The organism is Pedobacter sp. AK013 (assembly GCF_014205835.1).
In the GTDB taxonomy this organism is placed as follows: domain Bacteria; phylum Bacteroidota; class Bacteroidia; order Sphingobacteriales; family Sphingobacteriaceae; genus Pedobacter.
Genome location: NZ_JACHCQ010000049.1, coordinates 1 through 23,962, shown reverse-complemented (window position 1 = coordinate 23,962; position 23,962 = coordinate 1). Strand labels below are relative to the sequence as shown.

23 protein-coding genes are annotated in these 23,962 nt (G+C 36.0%); 14 read left to right on the top strand and 9 right to left on the bottom strand.

Features of this window, described 5'->3' with window-relative positions; genetic code table 11:
- The first annotated feature begins 67 nt into the window (after window positions 1-67).
- The 7 genes from HDC90_RS23145 (at window position 68) to HDC90_RS23115 (ending at window position 7,024) form a co-directional block, all read left to right on the top strand.
- Window positions 68-484 carry an OsmC family protein gene (locus HDC90_RS23145; RefSeq protein ID WP_184470705.1) on the top strand — a complete coding sequence of 139 codons (417 nt, stop codon included), beginning with the start codon at window positions 68-70 and terminating at the stop codon, window positions 482-484.
- A 113-nt stretch (window positions 485-597) separates the two neighbouring features.
- Window positions 598-1,764, top strand: coding sequence for a PLP-dependent aspartate aminotransferase family protein (locus HDC90_RS23140; RefSeq protein ID WP_184470703.1), 1,167 nt, complete (start codon window positions 598-600; stop codon window positions 1,762-1,764).
- A gap of 86 nt (window positions 1,765-1,850) precedes the next feature.
- The gene (locus HDC90_RS23135; RefSeq protein ID WP_184470701.1) at window positions 1,851-2,612 is read left to right on the top strand and encodes a hypothetical protein; all 762 of its coding nucleotides are present in this window, start codon (window positions 1,851-1,853) and stop codon (window positions 2,610-2,612) included.
- Between the two features lie 181 nt (window positions 2,613-2,793).
- Window positions 2,794-5,043, top strand: a complete 2,250-nt coding sequence (locus tag HDC90_RS23130) for a family 20 glycosylhydrolase (RefSeq protein WP_184470699.1) — start codon at window positions 2,794-2,796, stop codon at window positions 5,041-5,043.
- A gap of 22 nt (window positions 5,044-5,065) precedes the next feature.
- Window positions 5,066-5,743, top strand: coding sequence for a DNA alkylation repair protein (locus HDC90_RS23125; RefSeq protein ID WP_184470697.1), 678 nt, complete (start codon window positions 5,066-5,068; stop codon window positions 5,741-5,743).
- 109 nt (window positions 5,744-5,852) lie between these two features.
- Entirely contained in the window at window positions 5,853-6,575 is a 723-nt protein-coding gene (locus HDC90_RS23120) for a pirin family protein (protein ID WP_184470695.1), read from the top strand.
- 152 nt (window positions 6,576-6,727) lie between these two features.
- Window positions 6,728-7,024, top strand: coding sequence for a hypothetical protein (locus tag HDC90_RS23115; RefSeq protein WP_184470693.1), 297 nt, complete (start codon window positions 6,728-6,730; stop codon window positions 7,022-7,024).
- 339 nt (window positions 7,025-7,363) lie between these two features.
- Here HDC90_RS23115 and HDC90_RS23110 read toward each other — a convergent pair whose 3' ends face one another.
- From HDC90_RS23110 to tgt, 5 genes are all read right to left on the bottom strand, one after another.
- Entirely contained in the window at window positions 7,364-7,642 is a 279-nt protein-coding gene (locus HDC90_RS23110) for a lipopolysaccharide assembly protein LapA domain-containing protein (protein WP_184470691.1), read from the bottom strand.
- Between the two features lie 4 nt (window positions 7,643-7,646).
- Window positions 7,647-10,451, bottom strand: coding sequence for a hypothetical protein (locus HDC90_RS23105; protein WP_184470689.1), 2,805 nt, complete (start codon window positions 10,449-10,451; stop codon window positions 7,647-7,649).
- A gap of 2,057 nt (window positions 10,452-12,508) precedes the next feature.
- A complete protein-coding gene (locus tag HDC90_RS23100) occupies window positions 12,509-13,387 on the bottom strand; it encodes a DMT family transporter (RefSeq protein ID WP_184470687.1) in 879 nt (292 codons plus the stop codon).
- Window positions 13,388-13,389: 2 nt separating this feature from the next.
- Window positions 13,390-14,493, bottom strand: a complete 1,104-nt coding sequence (locus HDC90_RS23095; RefSeq protein WP_184470685.1) for an LptF/LptG family permease — start codon at window positions 14,491-14,493, stop codon at window positions 13,390-13,392.
- A 1-nt stretch (window position 14,494) separates the two neighbouring features.
- Entirely contained in the window at window positions 14,495-15,625 is a 1,131-nt protein-coding gene (tgt, locus tag HDC90_RS23090) for a tRNA guanosine(34) transglycosylase Tgt (RefSeq protein WP_184470683.1), read from the bottom strand.
- Window positions 15,626-15,766: 141 nt separating this feature from the next.
- On the opposite strand from tgt, the gene HDC90_RS23085 reads away from it, so the two are divergent.
- Complete coding sequence (locus HDC90_RS23085; protein ID WP_370576666.1) at window positions 15,767-16,984, top strand: glycosyltransferase; 1,218 nt, start codon at window positions 15,767-15,769, stop codon at window positions 16,982-16,984.
- Between the two features lie 27 nt (window positions 16,985-17,011).
- Window positions 17,012-17,647, top strand: a complete 636-nt coding sequence (gene rsmG / locus HDC90_RS23080) for a 16S rRNA (guanine(527)-N(7))-methyltransferase RsmG (protein WP_184470681.1) — start codon at window positions 17,012-17,014, stop codon at window positions 17,645-17,647.
- On the opposite strand, the gene HDC90_RS23075 is transcribed toward rsmG, so the two are convergent.
- Together HDC90_RS23075 and HDC90_RS23070 are read right to left on the bottom strand one after the other, a co-directional pair.
- Window positions 17,648-18,760 (bottom strand): M56 family metallopeptidase, encoded by a 1,113-nt coding sequence (locus HDC90_RS23075; protein ID WP_184470679.1) that lies wholly within the window; start codon window positions 18,758-18,760, stop codon window positions 17,648-17,650.
- A 320-nt stretch (window positions 18,761-19,080) separates the two neighbouring features.
- A complete protein-coding gene (locus tag HDC90_RS23070; protein ID WP_184470677.1) occupies window positions 19,081-19,452 on the bottom strand; it encodes a BlaI/MecI/CopY family transcriptional regulator in 372 nt (123 codons plus the stop codon).
- A gap of 608 nt (window positions 19,453-20,060) precedes the next feature.
- On the opposite strand from HDC90_RS23070, the gene HDC90_RS23065 reads away from it, so the two are divergent.
- The 5 genes from HDC90_RS23065 to HDC90_RS23045 all read left to right on the top strand — a co-directional run bounded on the left by HDC90_RS23065 (window position 20,061) and on the right by HDC90_RS23045 (window position 22,418).
- Entirely contained in the window at window positions 20,061-20,435 is a 375-nt protein-coding gene (locus HDC90_RS23065) for a hypothetical protein (protein ID WP_184470675.1), read from the top strand.
- A gap of 2 nt (window positions 20,436-20,437) precedes the next feature.
- Window positions 20,438-20,689, top strand: coding sequence for a hypothetical protein (locus HDC90_RS23060; RefSeq protein ID WP_184470673.1), 252 nt, complete (start codon window positions 20,438-20,440; stop codon window positions 20,687-20,689).
- Between the two features lie 2 nt (window positions 20,690-20,691).
- On the top strand, window positions 20,692-20,844 hold the full coding sequence (locus HDC90_RS23055; RefSeq protein ID WP_184470671.1) for a hypothetical protein: 153 nt from the start codon (window positions 20,692-20,694) through the stop codon (window positions 20,842-20,844).
- A 105-nt stretch (window positions 20,845-20,949) separates the two neighbouring features.
- On the top strand, window positions 20,950-21,342 hold the full coding sequence (locus tag HDC90_RS23050; protein WP_184470669.1) for a hypothetical protein: 393 nt from the start codon (window positions 20,950-20,952) through the stop codon (window positions 21,340-21,342).
- Between the two features lie 188 nt (window positions 21,343-21,530).
- On the top strand, window positions 21,531-22,418 hold the full coding sequence (locus HDC90_RS23045; RefSeq protein ID WP_184470667.1) for an IS1595 family transposase: 888 nt from the start codon (window positions 21,531-21,533) through the stop codon (window positions 22,416-22,418).
- Window positions 22,419-22,424: 6 nt separating this feature from the next.
- On the opposite strand, the gene HDC90_RS23040 is transcribed toward HDC90_RS23045, so the two are convergent.
- Both HDC90_RS23040 and HDC90_RS23035 read right to left on the bottom strand, forming a co-directional pair.
- Window positions 22,425-22,655 (bottom strand): hypothetical protein, encoded by a 231-nt coding sequence (locus HDC90_RS23040; RefSeq protein ID WP_184470665.1) that lies wholly within the window; start codon window positions 22,653-22,655, stop codon window positions 22,425-22,427.
- A gap of 129 nt (window positions 22,656-22,784) precedes the next feature.
- Window positions 22,785-23,759, bottom strand: a complete 975-nt coding sequence (locus HDC90_RS23035) for a M28 family peptidase (protein WP_184470663.1) — start codon at window positions 23,757-23,759, stop codon at window positions 22,785-22,787.
- Window positions 23,760-23,962: the final 203 nt, after the last annotated feature.

The window sequence follows — 23,962 nt, the reverse complement described above, 5'->3', positions numbered from 1 at the left end:
AGGCGAAAGGTATAGGGCATTTGCAAATGTCTCATATCTCAAATCTAACATCTTGATACTATATAATATGAACATCAATCTAATCCGCAAAAGCGGTAAATTTAATTTTGAAGCAGAAAACGAGAGCGGTTTTACTGTAGAGTTGGATGCAAAAGCTGCTATTGGGGGCGAAGGTAAAGGTTTTAGGCCGATGGAAATGCTTTTAATTGGTTTGGGTGGCTGCAGTGGTATCGATATGGTAAATGTACTTACTAAGCAAAAAGAACCCTTAAACGATATTAAAATTGCCATCAACGCCACGCGTAAAGACGAAGAAATGCCCCCGATTTTTGATGTGATCGATATCAACTTTGAGCTTTTCGGCGATTTAAGCGAAGCCAAAGTACAAAGAGCACTGCAAATGACTTTCGATAAATACTGCTCTGTGTCGAACATATTAGGTCGATCGGCAAAAATTAACTTTACTTATAAAATAAACAAATAGAGAATAGGGAATCAAGTAGTAAGTATCAAGAAGAGGGCGTTATAGCAACATGCCGATCTTGATACTTGCTACTAATGTCTTTATACTTGATACTCAAACCTTGATACTTAAAAATGAAATCCGAAAATTTTGAAACCATAGCTATACGCACTCAAACCGAACGTAGTTTACATAAAGAGCATTCATCACCAATTTATCTGACTTCGAGTTATAAATTTGAAGATGCAGAAGAAATGCGTGCTTTGTTCGCGAATGAAAAAGAGGGGAATGTATATAGCCGTTATTCAAATCCAAATACATCAGAGTTTATCGAAAAAATGTGTCTTTTAGAAGGCGCAGAAGATGGTTTTGCCACGGCAACAGGGATGGCTGCTATTTTTACTACTTTCGGTGCATTCTTAAAAAATGGCGATCATTTGGTGTCAAGTCGTTCCGTTTTTGGATCTACACACCAGTTATTAACCAATGTGTTTTCGAACTGGGGTGTAACGTTCGATTATGCCGATTTAGATAAACCGCAAGACTGGGAGGCTTTGATTAAGCCTAATACCAAAATGATTTTTGTTGAAACACCATCAAACCCTGGTATCGATATTATTGATCTTGAATTTTTAGGCAATCTGGCTAAAAAATATAATGTATTACTCGTTGTTGATAATTGCTTTGCTACGCCATATCTGCAACAGCCCATTAAATTTGGCGCACATATTTCTATTCATTCAGCTACAAAATACATTGATGGTCAAGGTCGTGTGTTAGGAGGGGTTATTTTAGGTACTAAAGAATTAATTGCGGATGTGATTGGTTTTGCCCGTCACAGCGGACCGGCTTTATCGCCTTTTAATGCATGGATATTATCTAAAAGTTTAGAAACTTTAGCTATCCGTATGGACCGCCATTGCGAAAATGCTTTAAAAGTTGCAGAGTACTTAGAAAAACACCCGAAAATTAAACTGGTAAAGTACCCGTTTTTACCATCACACCCTCAATATGATATTGCCAAAAAGCAAATGAAACAGGGTGGTGGCATCGTAACCATTGTGGTTGAAGGCGGTATAGCTGCTGCACGTAAATTTATGAATGGTTTGCAGATGTTCTCCATCTCCGCAAATCTTGCCGATACACGTTCAATCGCAACACACCCTGCAACCAGTACGCACAGCAAACTTACCGAAGAGCAGCGCAATGAAGTAGGTATTGAGCAAGGTTCTATTCGCTTATCAATTGGATTAGAGCATATTAATGATATTTTGGCTGATATTGAGCAGGCTTTGGCTTAATCGTTTAATAACGAAGAAAATCATAAAACATTAAAAAAATCTTTATTCTTTGTGTATTAATAGATGTTTTAATTTTAAATAACTTGATGAAAAGTTTTTTATTATTGTTATTGAGTACGGTTTTGTTTTCTTGCAATCAAAATGGTAAAGATTCTTCAACTGCTGTGAAAAAAGCGGGGCTGAATTTGGAAAAAATTAATTTCAAAGAAAACCCTCTTGAATTTTTAAAATCCAAAATAGATTCGAATGTAAACCACGATTCCGATTACGTGAGAAAAGGCTATTCAATGCCTTTCGAGTATCCGGTTGGTTATAAATTAGAGCCTTGGAATGGCAAACATTCCTTTTATGGTAAAGCATATTACAGTAAGATTATAGATAGTATTGCATATTATCAGAACATATACTTCAATAGGATCGCTTTTTTAACTCACAATAATAAAACTGTAGCGATTTTAGCCGATGCAGAAATTAAATCTGATACTGTTTACAACGAATTTGTTAAACAGTTAGAAAAGCAATTTGGTAAGCCAACTTTTAGTCCGCAAACTACTGAAGACGTTTTTTACGAATGGTCTGCCAAAGATAGGCGCATACAAATAGATTATTCTAAAGGATTCTCAATGGAGGCAATATCTGGCAAGAAAATGGACTTTAAGCAAACATTTAATATGCAAATGCTTATTTTTAATAGGGCCGATGCGGCACAAATTGATAGTATACAGCAGAAAAATTATGCTAGAACAAAGGAATATAAAGTAATGCAGGGTGATTTCAAATTGTACAAAAATGATCCTCAAAAGAATATCGTTTTAATGGATAGCATTCTTTACGAAAAATTTAAGTAATCATTTTTTTTAACCAGAAATACGTTAATAAGATAAAAGCGGAACATTTTAGTATGTCTCGCTTTTTTGTTGCTCAATTTTTTGGCTTGCTATTGAATTTAATAACCGATAAATGTAATTTCGGACTGTTGGGTAATCTTTACAAAAAAATATTCGATCGCCTGACCAAAACATATTCCCAATGAAAATAAATAATTTTAGCTTGGTACTTGGCTTAGTACTTTTCTTTATTGCTAAATCTACTTTTGCACAACTAAGTATTGTTCCTCAACCCGAATCACTCAAACTATTGTCGGGTAACTTTGTCTTTTCTGCCAGCACCAACATTTCAGCAAATACTGATAGTATTTTTTCGATTGCCATCCAGGAGATTAATCTGCTAAAAAAAGACCGGGCAAATGGGGCTACCAATAGCGTTTTGTTTACTAAGAATACCAATTTAAAGCCAGAAGCCTATAGCTTGCGTATTGCTCCTTCACAAATTACCATTACCGTAAGCGATAAGTTAGGGGCTTTTTGGGCAGTACAAACCCTTAAGCAGTTGGCTGCTGCAAATGCTTTTAAAACCAATAATACTTGGACATTGCCTGCGTTGGAAATAAACGATCGCCCCAAATTTTCATGGCGTGGCATTCATTTAGACGTTTCCCGACATTTTTTTGACATCGATTATCTTCATCGTTTTATCGATCGGCTTTCCTTTTATAAGTTTAATAAATTTCATTGGCACCTTACCGATGATCAAGGTTGGAGAATTGAAATCAAGAAATATCCTGAGCTAACAGCAAAAGGGGCGTGGAGAAAGTTAAATAATCAAGATTCTGCCTGTTTAAAGCTGGCTACTACTAATCCAGATTACAATATTCCGGAAAAACATTTCAAAATGATCGATGGAGAAAGAATGTATGGCGGTTTTTACACGCAGGAGGAGATCAAAGAACTGGTATTGTACGCGACTGGCAAAGGGGTTGAAATTATCCCTGAGATAGATATGCCTGGCCATATGCAAGCCGCAACAAAACAGTTTCCATGGTTAACCTCAACGGGATCGGTGCAAAAGGAAAAAAGCTTCACTAATCCAATCTGTCCATGTAAAGAAACTACTTTCGAATTTGCTGAAAATGTTTTTAAGGAAGTAGCCCATCTGTTTCCTTCGAAGTATATTCATTTAGGGGCAGACGAGGTTGAAAAAAGTAGCTGGAAGAATATTCCTGAATGTGAAGCATTAATGCATAAAGAAAACCTTAAAAATATTGACGAAATTCAGAGTTACTTCGTAAAACGAATGGAAAAATACTTCAATAGCCTGGGCAAAGAACTGATTGGCTGGGATGAAATTCTAGATGGTGGTGTTTCGCTAACTGCTACTTTGATGTATTGGCGTACCTGGATTCCGACGGCCCCTAAGCATGCTGCAGAAAAAGGTAATCGCTTAATTATGACTCCAGGTGAGTATTGCTATTTTGATGCACAACAAGACGGCCATTCGCTGAGAAAGGTATATAGTTTTAATCCGGTTGGCTTCGGCCTTAACGAAAATGAGCAGAAATACGTTTTAGGCGGACAGGCCAATATCTGGACAGAATATATTCCATCAGAACAAAGGCTGGAATATATGCTTTTTCCGCGCATGTTGTCGATGAGCGAAGTTTTATGGGGCCATCAGCAGGATTTTGATCACTTTAGTTGGAAAATGGGGCAGCAATATGAAATCTTGAGTACATTAGGGATCAATTACCGCTTTGCCGATCTTAAGGGTTTTACTGATAACAATGTGTTTCTTAAATCTACCTACCTCAAAATCGAAATGCCTCAAAATACAGTTGTTCACTATACCACAGATGGAACTGAGCCAAAAATAAATAGCGTGCGTTATGTAAAGCCTGTGTATATTGATAAAAATCAGACGGTTAAAGCGGCAATTTTTGGTGCAGATGGCAGAATGGGTGATGTTTTTACAATAAAATATCAACAGAGCAATTATCTTAATGCCGTTCAGGTTAAAAATCCTAAGCCAGGCCTAAAGTTTAGTTATTACCCAAAGTTGTATAAAACGGTAGGTTTAATAAATGAAGCTGACAAAACTGAGGTAGGTACAACAAAGGCTTTGGAGGTTCCCGTTCAAAAGAAAGCTGAAAGTTTTGCTACCCGCCATCAAGGTTATTTCTATGCTGCTGAAGATGGTATCTATTCATTTTTCTTGCGCTCTGATGATGGAAGTGTACTTAAAATGCAAGATAAAACCTTGATTGATAATGATGGAATGCACTTTGCCATTGAAAAATCTTCACAAATCGCACTGAAAAAAGGATATCATCCTTTCGAACTCTTATTTCTAGAAGGTGGTGGTGGATATACGTTGGAACTAGCGTATAGTATTGGTTCAGGGAAACGTAAAGCTGTGTCTTCAACAGATTTTTTTGTGGAATAACAATAGATTTTTATAGTGTATCATGACCGACATCGCTTTTATTCTTTCCGAGTTAGAATCTATCAGTGAGCCTGAGTATTTAAAAAAAATGGCCCATTTTGGGATCGATATTTCCAAAGCTTTTGGTATTCGTGTGCCAAATATCCGTAAGCTGGCTAAACAGATCGGTAAAAACCAGGAACTGTCTTTATTGCTTTGGGAAACGGGATTTCATGAAGCCCGACTTTTAGCAACCTTTATTGGTGATTATAAAGAAGTCGCAGAAGCGCAAATAAGTGCGTGGGCGAAAGATTTTAACTCTTGGGATATATGTGATCAGGCTTGTGGGAATCTTTTTGTTAAAACGCCTTATTTTAAGTCAAAGGTTTTTGAGTTTGCCCAGGCCAAAGCAGAATTTGTGAAACGTACCGGTTTTGTGTTGATGGCCGAGGCAGCAGTACATCTTAAAAAAGAACCAAACGAAACTTTTTTAAGTTTTCTTCCACTTATTGAAAAGGAGGCTTATGATAACCGGAATTTTGTTAAAAAGGCCATCAATTGGGCACTGAGACAGATTGGTAAACGAAATGCTTTCCTGCATGAGCATGCCATCGAAACCGCAAACAATATCCTTGCGCTAAACAATAAAAAAGCAAATTGGGTGGCTTTGGATGCCTTGAGGGAGCTTAATAGCGATTCGGTGCTTGCCAGGCATCGGTAATCTACTCAAGACTTGGGACTCCGGGCTTCCGACTTCTTTTCTTATCTTACATCAACGGCTGTTAAACATCGCTGCTGTAAATTTGTATTATAAATAAGAAAGGAAATTTATGTCACAGTTTATTTTGCACAAAGAAAACACCCGCGGTCACGCTAATCATGGTTGGTTAGATGCACACCATTCATTCAGTTTTGCTAATTATTACAATCCAGAAAGGATGCACTTCGGAGTTTTAAGGGTTTTAAATGACGACAGTATTGATGGTGGAATGGGCTTTGGTTCGCATCCACATGATAATATGGAAATTATTACCATTCCTTTGGCTGGTGCAATTGCACACAAAGATAGTATGGGTAATTCGGCTGTAATTAAAAATGGAGAAATCCAGGTAATGAGTGCCGGAACAGGTGTTAGCCATAGCGAGTTTAATGCTAATGCAGATGAGCAATTAAATTTATTGCAGATCTGGTTGTTTCCGAACAAGAAAAACGTTACCCCACGTTATGATCAGCAAACACTGGATGTTGCGGCAAGGCATAATAATTTTCAGCAGATTTTATCGCCAAACACTGATGATGCTGGTGTATGGATTCACCAGGATGCCTGGTTTTCGTTAGGTGAGTTTGATGAAGGCTTTGAAACTGAATATAAAATCAAAAAAGCTGGAAACGGTGTTTATGCTTTCGTAATCAATGGAGAGGTAACCATAAACGGACAAGTGTTGGGCAAAAGAGATGGTTTAGGTATTTGGGATACAGATAGCATCAGTTTTAAAGCCAATACTGCTGGAGCAGAAGTTTTACTGATGGATGTTCCGATGGAACTGAATTAATTTAAAAGAATCGCCATTTCGACCGAAGTGTTTCAAAGGAATTTCTTCGGAGGAGAAAACCTGGAGTAGAGACCAAGTTTTTCTCGCCGGTGAAAATCGGCACATCAGTCGGAATGGCGATTTGTTTTTTGATGTTTTTTTAACTTATAACTATGCAAACTACCATACTTTATATTGGAAGGGATACTGAAATCACCACAGTGATGAACCGTTTGTTAAATGCAAGGCCAGAGTGGAAAGGTATCTGCGTATGCTCAGATAATGAGGCAATTTCCCTTTGTAAAGAACAGCATATTGATCTTGTTCTGCTTGGAAACGGAATTGATGCTGAATGTGAAAAAGTATTAAGAGCAAAACTGACAGGGATTAAACCCGGCTTGAAAATTATCCAGCATTATGGCGGGGGCAGCGGTTTGCTTTACGGAGAAATTATGTCGGCAATCAATTAGTGAAATAAAATATTTTATGGGCTTTGCTATGGATGCTTAAATAGGAGCAGTAGCCAATCCACCTAAACGGGATTGTAGCGATATCCTTTTAAAATTAGCACCAGCTTCCGTCTCACTGTCATGCTGAGGTACGAAGCATCTGTTTCATCGGAGACAGATGCTTCGTACCTCAGCATGACAATTGCATTTTAAAAGATTTAGCGTAAAGCCCGACTGTCAATTAATAGCGCTAGAGGACTTGCTTTTCAAAACACTTTAAGCGGATCTCATTAAGTGTAGTTTTACGCAAGAAAAATAATCTTAATGGTATGTGAGGCACTGCTCACTGCGTTTTAGGATTTAGCTGATATAATCCCTGTCCTCATCACTCAATTCTTTTTTATTCGAAGCGGGTTTGTTCCTTTCGATCTCATCATCATAACTGCTAACCGTTTTTCTTGGTCGGCCCACAACAAAGCCGATGATAAAACCGATGATGATGCAGATACCGATAACCAAAAGTTTAGAAACTGGAACGGTGGCAACCAGAAAATCGAAATCAACAGGTTCCGTATTCACCATTAAAAAAATGGTTAGCAATGCAGTTAGGATAATGATCGAAATTGTTTTTGCACTCATGGTTTTAAAAGCTATAATTAAATGAAAACTCTAATATCGGATTTTGATTGTAAATCTGATTAACAAAAACCAATCTTGCTCCTAAATCTACAACAGGTTGATAGCGCAAAAGGTTTACACTGGTGTTTAATTCTACTCCATAAGTTTTCGGATCGTTAAAGGTTGTGCCTTTTCCAATGTTCTCATAATGGCAAAATAAACCTGCCCTAAAGTTTCTAACGTAAGCGAGAGGGCCCAACTCCCAATCGGGAAAAGCAAATGGGAAACGATAATTGAAAAGCAGACTATTTTGTAATTTACTTTTCGCCAAAATATTGTTGTATCCGTAAACGGTTGCAATCTCGGTTGCGTACTGATTTACCCCACTTGCTTTTTGGTAATTGAAGCTAGCTAAAAATGAATGGTTTTTTGCAAAGCCTGGAAAGTATAGAAAGCTTTCGAGTGCTAAAATTTCTCCTTTTAAATTCTTGTCAAAAGGTTGGTGATTGTAAGTTAGCCTAAACACTTGTGCCCACTTGGGTGCAATATCTCTTTCTGTGGTGCGCACATTGTGGTTGAAAGTGAAATTATATTCCATCGGAAATTTAAGCTCGCGTATAAAACCGGTAGGCATATTTTCTGGCAGGTATCTTTGCGTAAAACTGGTTGCTGCATTTAGCGTAAAAACATAATTCTCATTGCGCATGTTAAACGAAAGCGGAACCGATGCATTAAGTTTGATATAGTTCTCCCTCCAATCGCCTTGTTGTGTCGTATTTTTAGCCCTGTAGAACGTTCTTTTCGGGCGGTTGCGATACAATACACTAAATACAGGATAAAGTGCCTTATAGCTAATATCTGCTGTGTACTCAAAACGTTTTAAATCGCGGTGGTATTTTGCGCCGGTATAAAAGTCCATCGTGTTAAGCAAGTTGTTTGATTGCAACTCCAGACCGAAAACATATTCGTTGTCGATGACAGGGATAATGCTGTGGAAACTGAAAAGACTTAGGGCCTGATGATAGCGTTTTGTTTGGTAGGTGCTGTCTGGAATCTTGTCGAAAACATTCCCTACATTTTCCTGCTTTTCTGCTGCTGCTGAGAAATCGATAAAGTTGTTTTCACCAACTGGTTTTTCGGTTAATGTAGCCTCGGCTATTTCGTAACCATTGATTTTATAATTGTTGAAAATGATTTTTCCATTAACGCTTCCAGTAGGGTTAAAGGCTCCGTATCTGGAAGCACTGAGTGCATTTATTTTTTTCGAATCAGGATCTATAGTGTAGATATTATCGATCCCATTAAATTGCGCATTGAAAACAATTTTGTTGTTAATGAAAATCGGTCGGCTTAGCTGTTGCCTGCTGTTCGAAATCAACACCGATTTTTTTTCTCCATCTATCAGCCATAAACTTTTTCCTTTCTCACTTACGCTGATATAGGTAATTTTATTTCCTGATTCATCAAAGGAAGGTGTCTGCAAAATTTCGTTTTCAAGGTTAGGGTAAGTCTTTGTGATTTTTCCCGAACTTGCATCCAGCATCACCAGGTTGAACTGGTTATTGAGTTCAACTTTGGCTGCAATAATTTTCTTTCCATCATTAGAAAGGCTAGGCGAGAAAAGTCTACTTTTACTACTTAATTTATTGAATTTTTTGGTCTTTAAATTGTACGAGCAGATTACGCTATAACTCCGCTGTTTATATCTCGGATCATAGCGGATTTCATCCCAAACCAGAAGGTCATTTTTTAAACTAAACCACGGCTGTTCCTGGTAACCAATTCCGAATAATTTTTGTTCCGATTTATCCTCGTTAATAATCACAAAATATCGTGTATCTGTTTTGCTTTCTTTCAGTGCTAACACCTGGGTTTCATTTAGCCGTACAGGAAGAAAATAATCAGTTGCCAAGTCGGTTTTTTTATTTAAGCTTTCATAACTTTCTGTGATAGACTTTTCGTCCTGTATTTTCCATTTTTCAGCAAGCTTGTTTTGGGTAGAAAGAAAATAGGTTCTGGAATTTTGTTTCGTAAATTTTTTTAAGCTCTGCGAAAAGGGGTACGGCCTTATGGGTCTTTTTCTAATGTCGCTAAGTATGCTGTCGGAAATGAACTGTCCATATTTTTCTTTCATATCCGATACCATTAAATATCCGGTTTGGTAGTAGCCGGGAGTTACATCTTTATTCGAGCCGAAATAGGCTTTGCTGTAAGAGATTTTTTTACCTTCCAAAATTGAAGTCCGGTATGGCATAATCCAATTGGGCTGTCTGCCTCTGCCCGAATTAGTCAGGGCAGTTTCATTAACCACTGCGTCGCCCTCGAAAAACCAGATAGGTATGCCTGCACCAAAGTATGCGAAGTAAACCAGTTCAGGAAAGGGGTGTGCTTGCGTTCCTGTCAATTTGTCAAATTGGGCGACGTGCCTCAGCTCGTGCACAGCCAGGTTGTTTAGCCAATCCTGACTGTCGAAAAACTGAGGTGGGGTTGCATAGAATTCAGACTTCTTAGGTGCAAGCTGAACAAAGCCGTTTGCTACGGTTCCGCGGTTCTGGAGTAGGAGTGGGATAACGGTTTTTTGCTGCCTTAAACCGAGCCCAATTTTGGGGTAGATAAAGGGGAGGGTATTAGCCATTCTTTGGGCTTCTTTCTCCAGTTCTTGCGGATAGATGATTTTAAAGCCACCTGAATAAATATAGTTCCATTTTACACTAAGTGGGTTTTGTGCAGTGCTGAAAATCTGCCCGAAAACCGATAGTGATGTAAAACTTAAAGTAATTACACTTAAATACTTGATAATTAGTTTTTTGTTTGATTTATTTGAATTCATCTAAATTATTTGCTAAAATATTTAGTTTTTTAAAATTTGCAATTGTTAATTTTTGTAAATATTTAATTTATATAAAAGTAATTAACTTATTGATTTTTAAATATTAAATAAATTTATGTAAATTCTTTAATTGTTGATTTTGCCTTTGTTTTTTATTGAATTTTGTAGCTGATTTAGGCTTCGATCAATATTTTTGAGCACATTAGCTTTATTGATTTAATTTACACTTATTAATCGATTTTCTTTAAAAATTTTATTGCCTTTTTAAATTTTTGTATAATTTTTAAAAATTCAGTCAAGCTTAGTTAATAGCTTAAAATGCGTTTGGATTTTTGTAATTATTACAAATTCTTTTGAGCTTTAAATCCTGGGAAGATTGTCGGGATTTCAGTTGGGATCATCTGCTTTAAAATTCACTTTAAGCATGCTGAAATCTACTGCAGAATTGCACGCTGTTTGTAATACTTTAAAGCAAAATGTATAGCATAAATAGGTTGCTTAAAATTCCTGTGAATATTTGAAATTAGATTTATGTGACAAAATGTCGTTATTTTTTTGTCGACTACTTAAGCTTTTTTTTAGACGTTGCCTATTGCTTTTCGCATCTTTTGCCTGATTTTGATAAATATTACACATACGAAATACCAGTTCGGTTAGCCTAAATTGTGCATTTAATTACAATTTTTGGCCTCATTTTCTTGCTTAAAATTTGATCTCGAAGACCGAAATTGTATGTTTTTTAGCTCTTTTAAATCCTAAAATCTGCAATAATTTGATCTTATAATGCAGTTTCCTGATGATATTCGTGTGTAATGGTGTTTTTGGAGTGTTTTAAAGGAATTTTTATTTTTTGTGCTAAAAGTGTGTCTGTTAGTGTTTAAACGAGGTTTTTTGCTCTTTTAGACTTTGTTTTATTGAAACGCTAAATAGATGGCTTTTTCTCACACAAACGACAAAAGGCAAGCCGAAAATTAAGTTTTCAACTGTAATTTTTACCAATATTTTTATGATAATTAACCGTAGAATACCTCGTCTTTTTGCGTTCGGTTACCAGATTTTTATTGTGCTTGAAAACTATTCTGAACCGGAGACTAGAATAGTTTAGACAATTCAATCTGGTTTACTTATGATTTGGTAATTTAGGGTTATATAGAATTTAACTAGAATATACCTTACATCCGGTGTCAATTTTGAGTGCAAATTTTGACTCTTTTTCCTTGTAGTTTTTGTTCCGTTTTTGTTGATTAAAATTAACTTTTTATTACGGTTTATGATCATTTTAACTATCCAGTTTTTGTGCTGAATTTTGTTGGTTTTTGTCTTTTATTTTCGCCTTTTTTTATAGGCCCATTTTTTGTAAAATCAATATAATAATAGACCGATAAAAAACTTGTAATTATACTGCTATTTTGGCTTTGGAATAGCTACTATCTTGATCCGTTTTTATATTTAAAATTTTCATTTTTTTTTATCCTAAATATGGTCTTGAAATAAGAGTTTAAATTGATGATTGCTTCCGCTTGTTGATGCTTAAATTTTATCTCAAAATATATTAATTCAGTTCAATGATTTTGAAAGGAGATTCATCTCGATTTAGCTATGTTTTAGCATGAACAATGCTATCCTCGTGGTGGTGTACATGATTATGATCAATGATTGTTTTTGATCTTTCACTTCTGGAAAGATTGCACTGTTTAAGCTGTAGTTATTCTTGCTTGCCACTGTCGTTTTTGTTCTGATGGTTTGAAGGAGTTTAATCATATGTCGTATCTAAAACATTAAATTTTTGATGTTTTGGTCGGTTATTCGCTGCTTTTAATTATTTGATTTTTGCATCTCTGCATAAGGCGAACTAGCGGCTTTTGTGATGTTAAGTAAGCGTAGTGACGACCAGCTTCAATAAGCTTCCTTATTGCACTTTTGCTTAACCTTTATTAAGGAATTTAATGGAAGGAATCTGAGTATTGAGCATCGTTATCAATAAAAAATAAGTGCGGCTGAAGCTGCTGTTAAGTTGATATGATTTAATGAAATTTTTAAATTTATATCGTTTGTATCTACAGTTGATTCTTTCTCTTTTTGTAGATGGGATAGAGAAAAATAGAGGCCAGGATAATGGTTGCGCCAATATAAAATCCACCTGTCATCTGCTCTTTGCTTTGAAAGAAAACGAAGGCTAAAACTATTCCGTATACAGGTTCTAGATTGGTAATTAATGCGACCCTAAAAGCCGATAAAGTTCTCATTACTGCAACACCTGCAACGTAAGCAACGGATGTACAAAGTGTGCCGAGGAGCGTGAGAAAGAACCAGTTTTTGGTACTTAAGTTGAACGCTGTATGCAGGAGTGTTCCGTCATATAAACGGTATAAAGTGATCCAGAAAAGCGCACCAACAAGCTCGTAAAAACTGATGATAGAAGGTTCGCTTTTTTGCACCAAAGTAGAATTTATGGTCGAAAAAAGACTCGATGCAACCGCTGCTAGCAAACCAAAAATAATCCCTAAAGTGTATTGTCCTTCGAATTTAAAGATCATATATATGCCCAGAATGATTAACAAACCAATGAGAATATCGCCCATTTGTATTGGCTGTTTTTTAATTAAGGGTTCTAAAATTGCGGTAAATAAAGTAAAGGAAGAGAGGCAAACCAAGGTTACTGAAACAGTAGAAACTTTAATGGCATGAAAGAAAAATATCCAGTGAATGGCTACAATTCCTCCTGTTAAAAAGAATTGGATGAACTGTTTTTTACTAATCTTAATGTTCTTTTTGCTGATTAAAAACCACATTAAAAGTGTAGCTGCGGCAATCAACACCCGGTACCAAACCATGGGGACTGCATCGATAGAAATTAATTTGCCGAGCACGCCTGTAAAGCCCCAAACAAATACAGTAAGATGAAGGACGAGTAAATTCTTTTTGGTAACGTCCATCGCTATTTTGGTGCTTTTCTTAATAGGTAAAAACCTAATAAGCCAAAGAATAATGTAGGCATTATAACGGCCGCAAAAGGAGGTAATCCACCTTTGGTAGAAAACATCTGTGTGAACTGATTAAATACGATATAAGCGAAGCTAATGAAGATTCCGATACCTAACGATACACCAACGCCTCCGCGTACTTTACGCGACGATAGCGCAACGCCAATAAGCGTTAATACAAAGGCAGAAAGTGGGTGGAGGTAACGTTTGTATTTTTCAAACTGAAGATCGTTCATTACTCCTGTTCCGCGGATTTTTTCTTTCCTGATCTTATCAGAAAGTTCCTTCGTGGTTAAATTTTGCACCACATTATCATATGCCGAAAAATCATCCGGACGCATATCCAGAATGGTATCTTTTTGCTTTCCGTTACCGTAAATCATGGTTTCTTTCAGGCCATCGATCTTGCGGATGGAGTAGTTGTTCAACTGCCACTTTCGTTTAAGTGAATCCCATTTTATATTTTCTGCAACGATCTTTTTGGTGAGCACATCTCCACTGAAATTATCCAAAGAAAACCGATATCCTGAATTCGTTTTGTTATCGAAATTATCAATGTAGATATAGGTTTTATCATCCAGTTTCATATGGATGTTTGATTTTGTGGAAGGATCATTGCGTTTTACATACGTATTCTCGAATCTGTTTTTTAAGGTATTGGTATAAGGGAGGATGTATAGGTTTGAAAGTAAGTTGGCTGAGAAAATAATCGTAGCAGACACCAGGTAGGGAAATAAAAAGCGGTTAAAACTTACGCCACCACTTAAAATTGGTACAATCTCCGTCTGATCGGCCATTTTAGCCGTAAAGAAAATTACCGCAATAAAATTGATCAGTGGAGAAAGCATATTCACGTAGAAAGGAATGGAACCTGCATAATATTTAGAGAGGATTCCCCAAAAACTCAAGCCGCTTTTCATAAAATCATCCATCTTTTCAGATAGGTCGAACACAACAATAATGATCACAAAAATGGCCAGGGTATAAATAAATGTACCCAGATATTTCCCGATAATATACTGATCGATGATTTTGATTCTTCCTTTTAACAGATTCATTTTATAGTTTATTGCCTAATACTTTAACCATTTTGTTTTTCCACTCGTAAAATTCACCAGCAATAATTTTTTCCCTAGCCTGTTTTACCAGCCAAAGATAGAAATGCAGGTTATGTAAGGTAGCAATTTGAGCGCCAAGCATCTCCTTACTATGCACTAAATGTCTTAAATATGCTTTACTGGTTACTAAATCAGCATGAAGATCGCTCTCCGCATCCAATGGGGAAAAATCGTTCTCCCATTTTTTGTTTCTGATATTTATAATGCCATTTCTGGTAAAAAGCATACCGTTTCTGGCATTTCTGGTTGGCATTACACAATCGAACATGTCTATACCCAGTGCAATATTCTCCAAAATATTGATCGGAGTGCCAACACCCATTAAATAACGCGGTTTTTCTTCTGGCAATATATTGCATACCACTTCTGTCATGGCATACATCTCCTCGGCTGGTTCGCCAACAGATAAACCGCCAATAGCATTGCCCTCACGGTTCATACTGGCAATAAATTCTGCAGATTTTATACGTAAATCTTTATACACCGAGCCTTGAACAATAGGAAAGAGGGTTTGATCAAAGCCGTATTTAGGTTCAGTACTGTCAAAACGGGCACAACAGCGTTTTAACCAGCGGTGTGTCATTTTAATAGATTGTGCCGCATAAGTATAGTCGCAAGGGTATGGCGTGCACTCGTCAAATGCCATGATGATATCGGCACCAATAGTGCGCTGGATATCCATCGCATATTCTGGTGTAAAAAGGTGTTTCGACCCATCAATGTGTGAGTGAAAAGTAACACCTTCTTCCTTAATCTTACGGACTTTACTTAAGGAGTATACCTGGTAACCACCGCTATCTGTTAAAATCGGGCGGTCCCAACCAATAAATTTATGTAATCCACCTGCCTTTTCGAGGATGTCTAATCCCGGTCTCAAATATAAATGATAAGTATTGCCTAGAATGATTTTAGCATCAATATCGTCTTTAAGTTCGCGCTGGTGTACGGCTTTTACCGTTCCGGCAGTGCCCACAGGCATAAAAATAGGGGTTTGTATTTCGCCATGAGCAGTTGTTACTGTTCCAGCTCTGGCTTTAGATAGTGGATCGTTAGCCTGTAAACTAAATTTCATCTGTTTCTATTTATTTTTCTCCAATTGTAAGATGGAGCTTACCACCTTCAAAATACGTTTTATTAAAACTAATCGCTATTTTGATGGCAGACGGTTCATATGTGTTTTTTCTCATCGAAAATCTGCCAAAAATAGCAAAAATTGAGGGCATATTTTTGTTTAATTTTTTATCCACATAAAAGTGATTTACAGATTAAAAATGAGAAATTTGCGCCTATTTATTTTACCATCGTGATATTAACCCTGCTTGAAATTATTCTGCTCTCGATATTGGCTTTTTGCCTTTTGGTTCAGCTTTACTATGTACTTTTAGTCCATTTGAAATTGGCCAATGTAGGCATCGAAGAAATTCCGCTGTCGGCACAAAAACCACTAAGTGTAATTGTTTGTGCGCGAAACGAAATTGTAAATTTAGAGCAGTATCTGCCTGTATTACTAAGCCAAAATTATCCGGAGTTCGAAATTGTGGTGGTTAATGATCGCTCTTGGGATGGTACAGAAGAGTTTTTAGAACAGTTAGAGAAGAAACATCGTAACCTAAAGGTAGTTAAGATTTTAGATAACGATAAATTTATAGCAGGTAAGAAATTCGCTGTAACTATGGGCATAAAAGCTGCTAAATATGATTGGCTGGTTTTTACTGATGCAGATTGTAGACCGGCTTCCGAGCATTGGTTAATGGATATGCAACAACCCGTTGATGAAAATACGGAAATTGTTCTGGGCTACTCGCCCTATATAAAGAAAAGAAGCCTGCTGAATGCACTAATCCGTTTCGAAACCTTTTTTACTGCTGTAAATTACTTGTCTTTTGCATTAAAAGGTATGCCGTACATGGGTGTTGGACGTAATATGGCGTATAAAAAATCACTATTTTTTAAAAATAAAGGCTTTGCAGCGCACATGCATATCCCATCAGGAGATGATGATTTATTTGTAAATGCACACGCTAATAAATACAATACAGAGATCCGCCTACATCGTGATAGCCATGTTTGGAGTGAACCTAATAATACTTGGAGCGGTTACCTGAGGCAGAAAAAGCGTCATTTTGGAGCCGGGAAATTCTATAAATCAAAACATAAATTTATTTTAAGCCTTCAGATTGTTTTTCAGTTTTTGTTTTATGCGTTCTTTGCAGCATGTATGTTTTTTAGTCGTGAGGCGCAATATGTTGCCTTAGGAATCCTTGGATTAAGCATCATCATCAGGTCTTTTATCTATCCAAAATTGCTGAAACGCTTAAACTATAGCGATTTACGTTGGTGGTTCCCGATTTTAGATATACTTTTGTTTCTGTTTTTAACCCTGAACGGATTTTTAGCCTTATTTGGAAAGAAAAAAGTAAGCTGGAAATAATTCAAATAATCCTTTAGTAATTACAATATGCTTGATGTAAAACCCGATATCGTTTTAAAATATTTTCCTGACTTAAGTGAAAAACAAATTGCTCAATTCTCGCAATTGTTTGATTTATATAGCTTTTGGAATGCACAGATTAATGTAATTTCGAGAAAGGATATTGAAGAGTTATATGAGCGCCATGTATTGCACTCGTTGGGGATAGCTAAAGTATGTACTTTTAAAGCCGGCGAATCGGTTTTAGATGTAGGTACGGGTGGCGGTTTTCCGGGCATTCCATTGGCGATTTTGTTCCCCGAAACGGAATTTTATCTGGTCGATTCTATTGGAAAAAAGATTAAAGTGGTAAAAGAAGTGGCTTCGGCATTAGGTTTGGAAAATTTAAGGGCTGAACATTTAAGGGCCGAACAGATTAAAGAGAAATTTAATTTTGTAGTTTCAAGAGCGGTAACCCGTTTAGGCGAATTTTACCCATGGATACAAGGGAAATTTAAAAAAGATTCTTTAAATGCCATTCCAAATGGGATTTTGTATTTAAAAGGCGGCGATTTGGCAGAAGAGATTAAAGAATCAAAACTGAAAGCAGAATTATATCCGCTTTCAGCTTATTTTGAGGAAGATTTTTTTGAGACCAAATACGTGGTTTACGTACCGCAATAGTTATTGCTTTTTTGGATAACCTGTAATTGTGATTTCTTTAACAGGCGTTATCCTGATTGTGCTTACATTACCTTTCTTTTTTACATTTGAAGTGGTAGCATATCCCTTCACCGTTACCTCTTTAATATTTTTTTGATCTGAGGATAACGTGTGATCCCGCTTGATTACCTTAGTCTCTGTAGCTGGAACAAAATTAACCGTAGTTGGCTCATTTTCATTCGCTTTTTTTTCTGGTTTTGGCTCAATGGGCGGTGGTGGTGGCAATGTCTTTTTATCTTTCCTCACAACAGGTGGGGTCAACTTTTTTCCATCTTTTTTAGCAATAGGAGGAGCAAAACGAACTTGATCCACCTTTGGTACACTAAGCTTTTTCACTTTTAAGGAGCCGGGTTCTACGGGTGGTGGCGGAGGTGTCCTTTTGTCGTCTTTTTTAATAATGGGTTCATTTATCGTTATTTCCGTAACTTTTTTGGCTTTTGCTGTATATGGTTCCTTTGGTGGTGGTGGGGGTAATCTCTTTTTATCAGACTTTTTCTTAGTAGTGTCCTGAAGAACAATGGTTAAGCTTTCCTTTTTTTGCCCTAATTGGATGGTATTATAGTCTTTTGTAAATGCTGTAGTAGATAAGCACAGCATAGATCCAACTAGTGGAATGATAAATAACAATTTGAGCCTGGCCCATTTTGCCGATTTTTTTTGGTTTAACATACTTATTCTATTTTTTAGTATTGATGAATTAAAAAATTGATTGGTAAGGATAACTTCTTGATTTCCATAAGAATTTTGGATTAAAAATAGTGCATACTCATATTTAGCGATATCTTTTTGTGTCGTTTCCTCATCGGCTAAATATTCGTGGATGAGTTTGATGTCATCTTTGATGAAGTAAGTGATTGGATTGAACCAGCTCGAGATTTTTATCAGCTCGAATAAAAGAATATCAAGGCTGTGCATCTGGTTAATGTGGACCATTTCGTGCTTTACGATGGTGTTTCTTTGACTCATAGCAGGATCAATAAACAATAAATTAAAGAATGAAAAAGCCATTTTTGAGTTCTCGACCTCAATTAACGTAATACCGTTTTCTTTACTTTTAGTTGCATTTTTTATCAATCTTTTGATATAGCGCAATCCCCAAACTATTTTTAAGATAAAAAATAATGAGACTACGGAATACAGTAGTAAACAGATGCTTTCTATATTGAACAATGGTGCCTGTTCTTGAACTTGAATAAATCCGGTATAGTCCGTTACTACCTCCTTCTTTAAATATCCCAGCTGAAAAAATGGAATTATGAAAGCCAGCATTGAGCTGAAAATCAGATAATATCTGTTCAGGCCGTAAAAGGTTTCCTTGTAGAGGAATAATCTATAAAACCCATAAAATAGGATAAGATACAGGTTTGCTTCGAGTAAATAATATAACCAGTTCATCATTTATCTTTTTTAAGTTTCTCTGCCAATTGGATGATTTCATTGAGCTCTTCAGTACTCATACTTTTTTCTTTCACCAGGAAAGAAACCAGGCTCTCGTAGGAGTTTTCGAAGTAATTGTTCATTACCTTGTCGAACGCAAAACGTTTATAATCAGTTTCTTTTATAATAGGGAAGTAAATATGTGTATTGCCGATGGCTTTATGGTCAACAAAACCTTTAGTTTCTAAAACCCTGATTACGGTCGAAACCGTGTTGTAAGCGGGTTTGGGATCGTTCATTTTTTCGATAACGTCTTTTACTAAGGCTTCGCCAATTTCCCAAAGGATGAGCATAATCTGTTCTTCTGCTTTTGTGAGTTCTTTTATCATAGCAACTACTTTTATAGTTTGGTTAATTGAAGTTACTACTATAAAAATAGTTTACAAACTATTTTTATAGTTTTGTTTTTAATTATCTGATATACAGATAGATATTTTTTATCTAAGGCATATATCCCCTTTAGACACTTGCGTTTATTTTATGATAAAATATGCGTTTAAATGAATGTTATTTGATATTTTTGTTGAAATCAATACGTTTACATTAAATAATTATATAATACCACATAGAATACTATAATTAATCATATTTAAAACAGAAGCGTTAGCTTTTATTCTTGCTCTTAAAATCTGGAAAATTTAACAAGTGCAACAAGAATAGAGTTTCAATGCCTCATGCTACAAGCGTGTGGACTGAACTTTATTTGTTGCATGGCTTTTCCAGAGCCTTAAGAGCGAATGAGACTACAGTTCCACGCTTCTTTATTTTAGAAGCCTATAGGGACTGCAAGGCGCTCTTACAAATGCAATTATTAGTCAAATTATTGCGGTCGTTAATATACGTAGCTATTAACACATGTGTCATATTCGGGTTATTCTACCTTTTAGATCTATTCTGTTTTTGGATACTAGAAAAGCTTATAGATATTAAATCTTGGATGAATGGGTTTATATTTTGGGTTTTACTCATAGCCTTTGGGTTTGCTATAATACGGATAATGTATTATGTACTCTTAAATTTATCAAAGATGGTTATCAAGCAGATAGTTAAGATATGCCCTTATAAAGCATTTGCTTTGTGGACTACAGGCATAACTTGCGCTATATGTGCAAGTATATTTATTTACGGGATATATGTAGATGTCAGTAGCATTTCTACAGGCATAGTAGCTACCGTAATGGCTATAATGGCGTTATTACTAGCATTTGTACTATACAGCTCAACAAAAGAAAAAATGCAGGTGAGGGATATAATGAATGAAACAGGAATGACCGAAAAACAAGTATATGAATTAGTAAAAGAAATAGAATAGTTATGTCAGATAAAAAACTTACCACTAAGCACTATATTTTAGGTGGAATAATATTATTGTTGTTATTCACAAACCCATCTGCTACAGCCCTTAAATCACATCTTGACAATCCTAATGGCAGAATAGTAAAAAACTTTAATGGATTAATATTCTCTGTTTACTATAAAAAAGCAAAAGATAGATATGGAGATTATACCAAAAAAGAATATTACTTAGGTATTTTAGGCAATTTCATTAATATAACAAGAGACTAATTATGTCAAAGAAACTAACCGAATTAGCTGATAGTATATCAAATGATTTCTTATCAGAGTTTGAAGATGATGTAAGGTTTACTAAGCCCGATATTGAGGCAATCATATTGTTAGCCGTTGTAAAGTCTTACGAAGCGTTTATAAAAGATAAATAACTCCTTTCTATAATCAATCTCCTATGTCTCCTAAAAATAATTAGGAGAAATTTTGGAATATTATAAATTACCTCTATATTTGTCCTATAACAATACGAGGACGTTATGGATAAAAAATTCTTAATACCAGCAATAAACGAAAGGTTAGAAAAGATAGAGGCACTTATTAAGTCTTTGCAGGATGAAAAAAATGAACTATTAAAGTTCTTATCTGATTCAAACACAGCCCCTACAATACCTTCTTTAGCATCAAAGGAGCAAATAATCAATGAATATGATGCTTCAATTTCATGGTGGGAAAAAACCAAATACATTTTAAAAACTAGCAATATGCCAATGAGTACAAGCGAGGTAGTAGACTATGTCATGAGCAAAGAATCTAATTTGGATAGGGAGAAAGTAGTAAGATTAATATCTCATGCTTTAACTAGCAATGTAGATAAAGGAAGAACAAGAAGAATAGGAAAAGGAAGAGAACAAAAATTTGAACTGATATAAATAAAAAAAGCCTTATAGCACGTTTTACGAGGACAGCTATAAGGCTTTAAGACAATCAAAAGGGGATCGATATTAGTAGCATGAGTAAGGCTTTCCATCCACAACTCAAGGGTGCAACTCCCTCGGTCTCCACTTTTTTCTTATCTCAAAGGTAAGGAATAATATTTGACATTAGCAAGCTTACCGCCATGAAATATACATTAGCTGAATTTCTGAAAGATTACCCAAATGATGCTGCATGCCTTGATAAGGTATTTAAGCTACGATTTGGGGATAAAAAACGTACTTGTGAATCATGCGGCAACGAAACAGAATTTAGGCGTGTAGTAACACGTAGATCTTATCAATGTAGGCTATGTTACCATCAAATTTATCCATGCGCTAAAACTCCATTTGAGAAGACAAGAACGCCTTTAAACTATTGGTTTTATGTTATGTACTTAATGACTACAACACGCAATGGCGTAGCTTCTAAAGAGGTACAAAGGGCTATTGGTGTAACATATAAGACAGCGCATAAAATGACTACACAGATAAGGAAATTAATGACTGAATACCCAAACCCTCCTAAACTCAAAGGACACGTTGAAATAGATGAAACATATGTATCGACAGGCAAAAAGAATGGTGTTGAAGTTGGTAGAGGCGCTTTAAACAAAAAGCCTGTATTCGCTATGGTTGAGCGGATGGGAATGGTAAGGGCTAAGGTTATGGATGACATCAAAATGAAAATAACACATCCTTATATTGAAGCTAACGTTGAAAAGGACAGTCAAATATCTACAGACGAATTTCCTCTATACACCAACCTAAAGAAATTAGGATATAACAATCATGGTGTTATCAAGCATGCATCCGAACAATACAGGCATGGTTCAATATCTACCAATACTGTAGAGGGCTTCTTTAGCCAATTAAAGAGAATGGTATTCGGAACACATATACATGTATCAGAACAGCACTTGCAAAAGTATGTTGATGAAGCAGTATTCAGATATAACCACAGGTTTAAAGATGTTGATATGTTCGGCTCATTAGTAGTTAGAATAACTGATTACATAGAGAACAATCAATAACTATAATTACTTCTTATTCTCTGGCTTAGACATACCATTAAGCACGTAATCAAACAAAGCCTTACCATCTTCATTACCTCCAACATCCCTTAATCCATGAGGGCCTTTTACAACTTTACCCTTTGCTTCTAATAAATGGCTTTCAGCTATTTCTTTAGTCTTGCGTGTTGGCAATAATATTTCACCCTCAGGGTCATCTTCATAAACTCTTTCCGCTTTACGTTTCTTCTGTCTCATAGCATAAAGATAACACTATTCAATACTTTGTCAAAATGTCTAAAGGGGATATATGCCTTTATCTAAAAATTTATAGCGCATAAAAAAACCTGCCTGGTAGGGCAGGTTTAGATTCTTTCGAATTGCTAGTTAAAACTTTTCCAACTTTCTTGGATTATCCATCATAATCATTTTATCCTTTAACAGCTGTTGTAAACCTGTTTGTTTGTCGATACTTTTTACAACATCTAATACCGCACTTGCAGCATTACTGAAAAATTGCTTGTTAATGGTAGCATATTCGTCGCTGGCTTTGTGGTAATCTTTGTGATCTTCTACACCAAAATATAAGAATGGGATATTTTTAGCATTAAATGCACCTTGGTCGCTCTGATTGGTCCAATCATCATGACCTTGTTTTGGATCGTCGTGTCCGAAAAGTAATTTGATATTGGTTTTAGTCGTATCTACGTACTTCTTTAAATCAGGATATTTAAAAGTTCCGCATACATATAGTTCGCCTTTATCACTATGGCTAATCATATCCATGTTCAAATCAATAGCGATAGTATTAATAGGCACTGGTGGATTACCTACAAATGCTTTTGCTCCTTGCAAACCTAGTTCTTCCGCATCGAAAGCTGCGAAAATAATGGTATTGTTGGGTTTGTTCTTTGCAAAATAGGCGGCAATTTTTAATAGGCCTGCGGTTCCAGATGCATTGTCATCAGCACCGTTATACACTTCGTCTTTGATCACTCCCAGATGGTCGTAATGTGCCGAAACTACAATTACATTGGTTCCTTTGCCCGGAATGTAGCCGATGATGTTGGTGCCATTTATTTTTGCATTGCCTCTTCCATTGAAGGTAAACTCCTGCGCGTAGTTTACATGCTGAGGATAAGATTTTAAGCCCAATTTCTGAAATCTTTCTATAATGTATGCCCTGGCCATTTCAGCACCCTTTGTTCCGGTTTTTCTACCCTGATAAGCATCTGACGATAAGACCTCAACATCTTTTAATAGTTGGGTATCCAACTTGCCAGAAGTAGCATTATTTTGGTTTTTTACTGATGAACAGCAGCTTAGCATCATCGCTAAGGGGAGGATATATAGGATTTTCATGGTTATTTTTGTGTCTCAATGATGGTGGACTTATTTTTCTTAAAGATATTAATTATTGGAATATATAGAAGGCGTCACCCTGAATTCATTTCAGGGTCAGTTATTGTCGGAAAGATGCTGAAATAAATTCACTGTTGTCCGGAGAAATATTTTTTTGTTTATAAAAAAGGGTAGCTTTAAGTCTACCCTTTGTAGTGTTATAT